A 10,333-nucleotide genomic window follows, 5' to 3' on the forward strand; every position below is an offset into this window, starting at 1 on the left:
TTGTTCGCAAACAGCAAAAACGTTAATGAAGGCTCACTTTACCGAAAAACCGTTCTACCCAATGGCCTTCGCGTAATTTCTGAAAAAATCCCTTATGTTCGCTCAGTCTCAATCGGATTGTGGATTGAGGCTGGCACCAGGGATGAGCCGGCTCAGAAAAATGGCATTGCTCATTTTCTTGAACACATGGTTTTTAAGGGCACAAAGACCCGATCCGCCTTTAAACTGGCCGATACGCTGGAAGCACTGGGGGGTGCTCTTAATGCCTTTACAGGAAAGGAATTGACTTCCTTTTATGCTCATGTTCTTGATGAGCATCTGGAGGTGGCCGTGGATATTCTGGCGGATCTTCTTGAAAATCCGTTACTTGACCCGCAGGATATAGAAAAAGAAAAGAATGTTGTGATTGAAGAAATCAGGGACCTGGAAGATGCGCCCGATGATCTTATTTTTGATTACTTTTTTCAGGATATATTTTCAAACCACCCACTGAGTTTTCCCATATTGGGACAGGAAAAAATTGTAAGGGAGTTTGAACGCCGCGATTTAATCGAATTCAAAGAGAATAACTACACATCAAATCGCATTATTATTGCAGCAGCCGGAAATATTGACCATCAACAATTGGTCGATCTTGCAGGCAAGTATTTTTCCGGTATTAAAACCACCAGTCAAAGAGAATTATTGGCACTTCCCGAAGAAAGGCCTGAGCGTCATATCAGAACATACCGCGCGCAACAGGCCCATGTGTGTATGGGATGCCGGACCGTACCCTATTCGGCGCCCGAAAAATATCCGCTTCTTCTTGTCAATACCATTCTGGGGGCCGGAATGAGTTCCCGTCTCTTTCAAACCCTTCGGGAAAAATACGGTCTGGTTTATTCCGTTTTTTCATTTACTGATTTTTTTATGGATACAGGTGTATTTGGAATCTACTTTGGAACAGACAAGGGCAATATTGATCAGGCAATTGAATTGACTGCCAATGAATTTAATCGATTACTGAATAAAGAACTTCAAGAAGATGAATTAGCCAAACGGCAGTCTCAGTTAAAGGGGAATTTATTGCTTGGTCTTGAGTCCACATCGAACCGGATGGAACGCCTCGCCAAAATGGAAATCTATTTTCAGGGGTTTCAAACTTTGGATGATGTCATTCAATCGATTAATGAGGTGACGTTGGAAGACATATTCGATGTGGCCGAAAGCTATTTTAACTCACACAGAATTTATCAAACCATTATTCGACCACAGTAAGCATTTGATTTTGCAATGGGCAAGTGCAACTGTTTGAGTTGTTTGGGTGTTCTTGGTATCTGCGCTTTTTTGCGGATATGGGACAAAAGAAACTAAATAACTAATGGAAGGAATTGAAAAATGATAATAGGTGTACCAAAGGAAATCAAACCCGATGAGTATCGCGTTTCAATGCTTCCGGTTGGCGTTGAAACATTGCGTAAAAACGGACATACGGTTTTGGTTGAAAAATCAGCAGGTGAGGGAAGCGGTTTTTCGGATACCGATTACAAACAGGCCGGCGCCGAAATCCTCAATTCCCCCGAAGAGGTTTATTCAAAAGCGGATATGATTGTAAAAGTAAAAGAACCGCTTCCCAGTGAATATGAACTTATAAAGGAAGATCAGATTCTTTTCACGTACTTTCACTTCGCTGCATCAGAGAAACTGACCAAAGCCATAATCAAAACAAATGCCATTGCCGTGGCCTATGAAACGGTTGAACTACCCGATCATTCCCTTCCTTTATTGATTCCAATGAGCGAAGTGGCCGGAAGGATGTCCGTTCAGGAAGGGGCAAAATACCTGGAAAAGAAGATGGGGGGCAGGGGAGTTCTTCTGGCGGGTGTTCCGGGCGTTGAACCCGCAACGGTTGTCATCCTGGGGGGAGGGATTGTGGGCACAAATGCGGCAAAAATGGCAGCCGGACTCGGTGCCACTGTCTACATTCTGGACATCAATCTTGACCGCCTGCGCTATCTTGACGACGTGATGCCCAAAAATGTGATTACCCTCATGTCCAATCTTTACAATATCCGGGAGCTTCTTGCGAAAGCCGATTTATTGATTGGTGCGGTGTTAATTCCGGGGGCAAAAGCGCCCAAATTGGTGACTCGCGATATGTTGAAACTAATGAAACCCCGCTCTGTGCTGGTGGATGTTGCCATCGACCAGGGAGGATGTATTGAAACGGTCCATCCCACAACGCATCACGATCCCATTTACGTGATTGACGATATCATTCATTACAGCGTGGCCAATATGCCGGGTGCCGTTCCCCGCACATCAACCATTGCCTTAACCAACGCGACACTTCCTTATGCCGTAAAATTGGCCAATATGGGAATTGAAGCTATTCGGGAAGACGAAGCGCTTAAAAAGGGTTTGAATATTTTCAAGGGAAAAGTCACCTACAAAAACGTGGCGGAAGCCTTTAATTTACCCTATGTTCCTGTAAATGACGTTCTCTAAAAAAACGTATCACAATATTTACATTCTGACGTACCATCATGTCTGTAGTGAATGGCTGCCGAGTGCAGCCCGTGTCACTCCGGAGCAATTCAAAATGCACATCCAGATCCTTAAAAGTCTGGGTGTGCATTTTTTTTCTTTAAACGATTTGATCGATCTTCCCGAAAACTCACCGCAAAAACGAGTCGCCATTACTTTTGACGATGGGTTTTCCTGCCTTTACAAGCATGCTTTTCCCGTTCTGGAAGAGGAAAAAATTCCGGCAACGATCTTTTTGGTGACGGATTTCATCGGCAAAAAAAGTACCTGGGATGTTAATTTTGGGATTCACAGAGCCAGGCACCTTTCCTGGTCGGAGATAATTGAGATGAAAAAATACGGGATTTCTTTTGGCTCCCACACACACCGGCATATTGATCTCGCCGGGAGCTCCCAAAACCAAATTCGGGAAGATTTGAAACGCTCAAAGTCATTATTAGAAGATGAATTAGGAGAATTCCTTCATCTGCTGGCGTACCCCTTTGGGCGCTCATCACAACGCGCAAAAGACGTTTTAAGGGAACTTAATTTTAGGGCGGCCTTTTCGTTGTATCCGGATTCCCAATTTTCAGATGTTTTGCAGATTCCACGATACGGCGTTTACTTGTTTGACCATAAACATTTCTTAAAAGCCAAAATGGATGAAAATTGGCTTGCACCTATTGAAAAGTCTAAACTCAAAATTATTAATTTCTTATCTGTAGGAACGATTTTGACAAAAAAGATAACTCAGGAAAAAAACTCTTGATATTTTAGTAAAAATTTATTATTCTATTAAGGTTAATGAAATAACCTTATGCAAAATAGGCCTATAAAAAAACTCTATTATTCGATAAGCGAAGTCAGTGAGCTCACAAATCTGAAGCAGCATGTACTTCGCTACTGGGAAACAGAATTTCCCGATTTGAAACCGTCTAAAAACCGGGCGGGAAACAGGATATATCGCCCAAAAGATTTAGACGTGATTCTGCAGATTAAAAAGTTGCTTTACGAAGAACACTATACCATTCAGGGGGCGAGAGAAAAGATCAAATTGCTTGAACATCAAAAAAAACGGGAGCTTACTTCAGACAATTTAAACGATATTCATACGATTGTTAAGCAGCTGCGAAGTGATCTTCTGGAAATAAAAAAGATATTGGATTCAAATCGGGGCGTAGCGCAGTCCGGTTAGCGCACTTGACTGGGGGTCAAGGGGTCGGAGGTTCAAATCCTCTCGCCCCGACCATTTGAATTCAAGGGTAGGAGTGAGATTCATTTCTACCCTTTTCAGTAACGTGTAAGCAGATTCCTGTGAATGGTTTGATCCTTATACCGGCCTTTCAGGCGGGACCGTATCTCGGTGATGTTCTTCAGCGCATTCTCGAATACAGGCATATGTCGGTTGCGGTATTGGTTGTCAATGATGGTTCCACTGACAACACCGAAGATGTCGCCCGGTCATATGGCGTTAATGTTCTTTCACATTCCCAAAACAGGGGCAAAGGAGCGGCATTAAAAACGGGATTCTCTTTTGCCGTTCAAAAAAATTTTAATTATGTCGTTTGCCTCGATGCGGACGGACAACATGATCCGGAAGCCATTCCCGATTTTATTGATCTGTTTCAAACAGGGAATTACGACCTGATCATTGGGCGCCGGGACGTTTCGATTGGAAAAATGCCCTTTGATCGCTATCTCAGCAACTCCCTGACCTCTGTTGTGGTTTCTCTTGTTGCGGGCCAGCGAATTCACGATTCTCAATCCGGCTACCGTCTGTTATCGGTTGAGTTAATCAAGAGGCTTCGTTTACAGAGCCATCAATATGAAACAGAAACAGAAATTCTCCTGCAGGCCATTCGGGACTTTCACGCAAGAGTAGGGGAGATCCCGATTTCCGTTTCGTATGTGGGGGAAATCAGTCATATTAATCGATTTAGCGATACATTACGCTTTATAAGACTAGTACTCAAAACCGTAGGACATCTTTGATTGGTTGAGCAATTTGTTCAGTACTTTCATTCGTTACCAAAGGAAGTGGTAACGCTGTTCATTGCAATGATTCCGATTTTTGAATTGCGAGGAGCCATTCCTTGGGCATTGGCCAATCCGCCCATAGGAGGAGGCCTGCATTGGCAAACAGCTTTTGTTTTTGCCTATATTGGAAATTTTATTCCCGTTATTCCACTGCTTTTATTTTTGGATCCGGTAACGAATTTTCTGCGTCGCTGGAAAATTTTTGATCGCTTCTTTGAATGGCTTTTCAAGCGGACGCGACGCAAGGGGAAGATGATTGAAAAGTATGAGGTTATCGGACTTTTGCTTTATGTTGGAATCCCCCTACCAGGTACAGGTGCCTGGACGGGTTCTCTTGCAGCCTATTTATTTGGGGTACGTTTTAAAAACTCAATCTTTGCAATTGCTGTTGGTATATTGCTGGCCGGTATTATCGTAACACTGGCTTCTTTGGGTGTGATTTCGGTATTTTAAGTTTTCTGAGTTCGGGGCGTAGCGCAGCCCGGTTAGCGCGCATGCTTCGGGAGCATGAGGTCGGCGGTTCGAATCCGCCCGCCCCGACGAGTCTATATTGAGGAGTAAATGGACGGATATTCGGTAAAAGATATTGAAAAGAAATGGCAGCAATTTTGGAACGATATTAATCTCTTCAAAACAAAGCCCATTCCTCAAAAAAAGTATTATGTCCTTGAGATGTTTCCTTATCCCTCCGGAGACCTTCATATCGGGCATATGAAAAATTACGTCATCGGCGACGTTATTGCCCGTTACAAACTTATGCAAGGATTTGACATTTTACACCCCATGGGGTGGGATGCGTTTGGTTTGCCTGCCGAAAATGCCGCAATAAAGCGCGGAATCGATCCCGAAAAATGGACCTATAACAACATCTCGGTTTCCAAGAATACCATGAAAATGATGGGGCTGAGCTACGATTGGGATCGGGAAGTGACCACCTGCGCTCCTGATTATTACAAATGGACACAATGGCTCTTTTTGCAATTATATAAGAAGGGCCTTGCCTATCGAAAAAAAGCATCCGTAAATTGGTGTCCAAGCTGCCAGACGGTTTTGGCAAACGAACAGGTTGAAGGCGGAACCTGTTACCGCTGCCATACCCCCGTGGAAAAACGGGACCTGGTGCAGTGGTTTTTTAAGATTACGGATTACGCCGACCGGCTATTGAAGGATTTGCAAAAATTGGACAAATGGCCGGAACCGGTAAAAATTATGCAAAAAAATTGGATCGGGCGAAGTGAAGGCGCCGAAATTGATTTTTATATTGATGACTTAAATCGAACGGTTAGAGTTTTTACCACGCGTCCCGATACACTCTTTGGAGTGACATTTATGGTGTTTGCCCCTGAACATGAGTGGGTCTCCTCACTGATCAAAGGCAAACCTCAGGAAAAAGATGTTTTAAACTACATTGAAAAAGCAAAAAGTAAGTCCGATATCGAGCGTACCTCCTTGAAAGAAAAGGACGGGATTTTTACGGGAGCCTATGCCACTCATCCGCTGTCCGGTGAAAAAATCCCTATTTGGGTGGCTGATTACGTGATTATGGGATACGGGACCGGTGTCGTCATGGGGGTACCGGCACACGACGAGCGGGATTTTGAATTTGCCAAAAAATACAAACTCCCCATTAAAACCGTAATTCGTCCGAAAGAAAAAGAAGAATTCGATGCATGGCGTGAGGGCGCTGCCTTTACAGAAAAAGGCATTATGATTCAATCCGATAAATTTTCGGGTCTTCCCTCAGAAATTGGTATCAAAGAAGTTGTTAACACATTGGAGTCCAAAGGGATTGGAAAATCTGCGGTCTATTACAAACTCCGTGATTGGCTTATTTCGCGCCAGCGATATTGGGGGGCTCCCATTCCCATGATCCATTGTGAAAAATGTGGGGTCGTCCCTGTACCCGAAAAGGATTTGCCTGTTTTGTTGCCAAAAGAAGGGGTTGACTTTACACCAAAAGGAAAATCTCCGCTGGCTTCTGTAGAGGATTTTATTCATACCACATGCCCGAAATGCGGAGGACCGGCTCAGCGCGATCCCGACACCATGGATACATTCGTCGATTCATCCTGGTATTTTCTGCGGTACACCGACAGCCAGAATGAAGAAGAACCTTTCTCAAAAGAAAAAGGCGATGCCTGGATGCCCGTAGACCAATATATTGGTGGAATTGAGCATGCGGTTCTCCATCTGCTTTATTCTCGTTTCATTACAAAATTTCTTTACGATATTGGTCAGGTCTCCGTCGATGAACCTTTTAAGGCCCTTTTCACACAGGGAATGGTTTTGAATAGGGGAGAGGTAATGTCTAAATCAAAAGGCAATGCCGTTCCCGTGGGACCCTTTGTGGAGAAGTGGGGAAGTGATACGGGACGCATTACCATTCTTTTTGCAGCTCCCCCGGAACGCGACCTGGAATGGACAGAGGAGGGAGTTCAAGGATCCAACCGATTTCTCAATCGGGTTTACCGCTTTATTGAAAATCATTTGAACGAGATTGGGGAAGTAAAACAAACTGAACTGAATCCGTCGTCATTATCAGATGAAGAATTGCGTATTTTTAAAGCGATCCATCAAACCATTAAAAAAGTCACGGAAGACGTAGAGGTTTTTCACTTTAATACGGCCTTGGCCTTTCTAATGGAACTTATGAATACCTTTTATAAGGCGACGACTCAGAATCCAATCCTCTGGAGATTTAGTATTGAAAAATATATTCAATTGCTGTCTCCATTTGCTCCGCATTTATCGGAGGAATTGTGGCATCGACTGGGAAATACAGAGAGTGTTTTTCAAACAAAATGGCCAACCTACGATTCCCAGTATATTCAGGAAAATGAAATTGAAGTTGTTTTACAGATAAACGGAAAAGTACGAGCCCGACTTAAGGTGGCTACAAATACGCCAGATAAAGACCTTCAGGAAATGGCGCTAAAGAATCCAAAGATAAAAAAATATATTGATGGAAAATCAATACTAAAGATTATTGTTGTAAAAAATAAATTGGTCAATATCGTCGTCAGGTAAAAGGGGGGAAAGAAAAAAAGGACTTTGAGAAAGTCCTTTTAATTTAACTTGCTATTATACATAATATATCTTATGTGCATATTATTTATCTTAATTTTTTACAATAGTGTAGCTCTGATTTAGCGTGTCTAACAGCTTTTCTGCCTTTGCTTTCAAAGGCGATTTGATCTGCATTTTTAGAATCATGTTAATCTGATCGTATCCCTCCTGAAAATCACCGCTCTCAATAAATGCCCGTGATAGTTCATATCGAGCCAGAATATTATTCTTGTCCAATTTTACGGCCTTTTCCAATTGAGGAATGGCCTCCTTCGCCCGCTTTAATTGGATCAGACTTTTCCCAAGCAGCGTCAGGGTAACGGTATCCTCTTTTCCGGATTTGATGGCCTTTTTGATAACCTCAATGACATCTTCCGGATTACCTATTTTATCCAGGAGAAGACCCAACTCTTTGTAATAGAGTCCTTTACGTGGATTACCAAAAATGGCTTTTTTAAACGCCGTAAAGGATTTTTTTAATTCCCCCATTCTAAGATAGGTTTCTCCCAAAAAATATTGGGCAAGGTCATCTTTGGGACGAAAATTCAGGTAGTTCTTGTAGTTTTCTGCAGCATCTTTCAAATAATTTCCAAGATAATAGCGAAACCCGTCTGCAAAATAGTGCTCAATATCCTCTGAGGACATATGAGATGCTTCTGCAGTTAGAAGCGCCTTTTTTGCGAACGCAGCTATCGTGCTGTTCGGATTGATGGCAATAATTCGTTTGAAATTTTCCTGTGCTTTTTCGTAATCACCTTTAAAGGCATAGATTTTTCCCAGGCCAAGGTAAGCACGGATTTCGGAAGGGTCAATACGAAGTGCTTCTTCAAACATCTGTATGGCGTAATCAAATTCACGCCGGACGCTATAAATGGCCCCCAGATTAAGATAGGCCATTTTATTGCCGGGTTTAAGGCTCAGGGACTTTTTAATATAGTCTTCAGCCGTTTCAAATTGGCGTAACTTAAGATAGGCTGATCCCAATATGAGAAGGGCTTTATAATGATCCGGAGCAATATCCGTTACCTTTTTCAGATAAACAACCGCATTTTTGTATTCTTTTTTTTCAAAGAAAACAATTCCAAGGCTGTACAAAACCGTTACATTCAGCGGTTCCTTTTGCAAAGCCTCTTGCCAGATAGAAATAGCCTCATCGTATTTTTTCTGTTTGTAAAAGACAAGAGCTTTTTGATTCAGATTCCGAACGGTTGTGTCCTTTTGCGTAAGATTATTCAATTTTTTCCAGCACTTCTTTTAATGTTTCAGGATAATCACCCAAATCAACCAACATTGATTCACCGGATCTTCGAATCTTGAATTCAATTTTATGATTATTCAGATTTTTTTCACCTATAATAATTTGCAGCGGCATCCCCAAAAGATCCGCATCCTTAAATTTGAATCCCGGCCCAACTTCTCTATCATCAAATAAGGCCGGTATCCCTGCTTCCTTGCAATGCCGATACACAGACTCCGCCTGGCGTGCCACCGTTTCACTTTTCATATTGATGGCAATAATATGTACCAGATAGGGTGCAAGTGACTTAGACCATGTAATTCCCTTATCATCTGAATTCTGTTCAATATGCGTGGCCAGAATTCTTTCTACACCAATCCCGTAGCTTCCCATAATAATGGGGATTTCTTTTCCGGATGGATCCAAAACGGTTGCCCCCATCGCCTTTGAATATTTTGTCCCCAATTTGAAAATATGTCCAATTTCAATGGCATTTACAATTCGCAAAGGGTGACCGCAATTCGGGCACTTCTCCCCTGCCTTAACCGTAGCTACATCGACAACGGCTTTTGTTTCGAAATCCCGCTCCGGGTCAATCCCCTTGATGTGATAATTATCCTTATTGGCTCCGGAAATAAATCCCCTTTGATTGACAATTGTTTTATCGACATAAATATCGATCCCCTTTAGTCCGACCGGCCCGATAAATCCTACATGAGCACCACCTGTAATGTCGACCACCTCTTCCTCGGTGGCCGGCCGAAACGTTGCACCAAATTTTGCCTGCATTTTGCTTTCATTCAGTTCATGATCACCTCGAATCAGAATGAGAACGGGGCGGCTTTCCACAATATAAAGAAGCGATTTTATCAGGTAATAATCGGGTACTTCAAGAAATTTAGACACTTCATCGATCGTACGAACATCTGGTGTAAACACTTCTTCGAGATGTGTTGACGGTTCATTGACAAAATCATTTAATTCCGATTGGGCTACTTCTAAATTGGCGGCATACCCACAGGAATCACAAAGGGCGATTGTATCTTCACCCACATCGGATTCGGCCATGAATTCCTGCGAACCGGAACCGCCCATTAGTCCACTGGAGGCACCCACGATGAAAAATTTGATCCCCGCCCGTGAAAAGATTTTTTTATAGGCTTCTTTGTGCAGCTCATAGCTTCGGTCCAGACCCTCCTGATTGTAATCGAGGCTGTATGAGTCCTTCATGATGAATTGACGCGCCCGGAGTACACCGGAACGAGGCCGTGGTTCATCCCTGAATTTATTTTGAATCTGATACCAAATTTGGGGAAGTTCTTTGTAAGATCGAATTTCGCCGCGGGCGTTGGCGCAGATGATTTCTTCATGGGTCGGAGCCAAAACCATTTCATGGCGTTTGCGGTCTTTAAGATGAAACATCTCATCGCCAAAGTCGCTTGCGCGTCCTGTTTCCTGCCAGATTTCAACCGGATTCAGGGCCGGCAA

The 10,333-nt window shown here is 43.0% G+C and carries 9 protein-coding genes and 2 tRNA genes; 9 read left to right on the top strand and 2 right to left on the bottom strand.

The window, feature by feature from the left end:
- The 9 genes from GXO76_06840 to GXO76_06880 all read left to right on the top strand — a co-directional run bounded on the left by GXO76_06840 (position 1) and on the right by GXO76_06880 (position 7,569).
- Positions 1-1,257, top strand: coding sequence for an insulinase family protein (locus tag GXO76_06840; GenBank protein NOY77570.1), 1,257 nt, complete (start codon positions 1-3; stop codon positions 1,255-1,257).
- A 120-nt stretch (positions 1,258-1,377) separates the two neighbouring features.
- The gene (ald, locus tag GXO76_06845; protein NOY77571.1) at positions 1,378-2,487 is read left to right on the top strand and encodes an alanine dehydrogenase; all 1,110 of its coding nucleotides are present in this window, start codon (positions 1,378-1,380) and stop codon (positions 2,485-2,487) included.
- Complete coding sequence (locus GXO76_06850) at positions 2,474-3,274, top strand: polysaccharide deacetylase family protein (protein NOY77572.1); 801 nt, start codon at positions 2,474-2,476, stop codon at positions 3,272-3,274. The genes ald and GXO76_06850 overlap by 14 nt, the downstream gene beginning before the upstream one ends.
- Before the next feature lie 48 nt (positions 3,275-3,322).
- Complete coding sequence (locus tag GXO76_06855; protein NOY77573.1) at positions 3,323-3,700, top strand: MerR family transcriptional regulator; 378 nt, start codon at positions 3,323-3,325, stop codon at positions 3,698-3,700.
- Positions 3,677-3,754 (top strand) — tRNA-Pro (locus GXO76_06860). Before GXO76_06855 ends, GXO76_06860 begins: the two co-directional genes overlap by 24 nt.
- 65 nt (positions 3,755-3,819) lie before the next feature.
- Positions 3,820-4,497 (top strand): glycosyltransferase family 2 protein, encoded by a 678-nt coding sequence (locus tag GXO76_06865; GenBank protein ID NOY77574.1) that lies wholly within the window; start codon positions 3,820-3,822, stop codon positions 4,495-4,497.
- Positions 4,498-4,563: 66 nt separating this feature from the next.
- A complete protein-coding gene (locus GXO76_06870) occupies positions 4,564-4,995 on the top strand; it encodes a small multi-drug export protein (protein NOY77575.1) in 432 nt (143 codons plus the stop codon).
- A gap of 12 nt (positions 4,996-5,007) precedes the next feature.
- Positions 5,008-5,082, top strand: a tRNA-Pro gene (locus GXO76_06875).
- A gap of 21 nt (positions 5,083-5,103) precedes the next feature.
- Positions 5,104-7,569 (top strand): leucine--tRNA ligase, encoded by a 2,466-nt coding sequence (locus tag GXO76_06880; GenBank protein NOY77576.1) that lies wholly within the window; start codon positions 5,104-5,106, stop codon positions 7,567-7,569.
- A 90-nt stretch (positions 7,570-7,659) separates the two neighbouring features.
- Here the strand turns inward: GXO76_06880 and GXO76_06885 are convergent, their stop codons facing one another.
- Together GXO76_06885 and GXO76_06890 are read right to left on the bottom strand one after the other, a co-directional pair.
- On the bottom strand, positions 7,660-8,844 hold the full coding sequence (locus GXO76_06885; GenBank protein ID NOY77577.1) for a tetratricopeptide repeat protein: 1,185 nt from the start codon (positions 8,842-8,844) through the stop codon (positions 7,660-7,662).
- Positions 8,837-10,333, bottom strand: a 1,497-nt coding sequence (locus GXO76_06890; protein NOY77578.1) for a proline--tRNA ligase, incomplete at its 5' end; no start/stop codon positions are given. The genes GXO76_06885 and GXO76_06890, both read right to left, overlap by 8 nt.

This window comes from Calditrichota bacterium (genome assembly GCA_013151735.1).
Lineage (GTDB): Bacteria > Zhuqueibacterota > JdFR-76 > JdFR-76 > BMS3Abin05 > BMS3Abin05.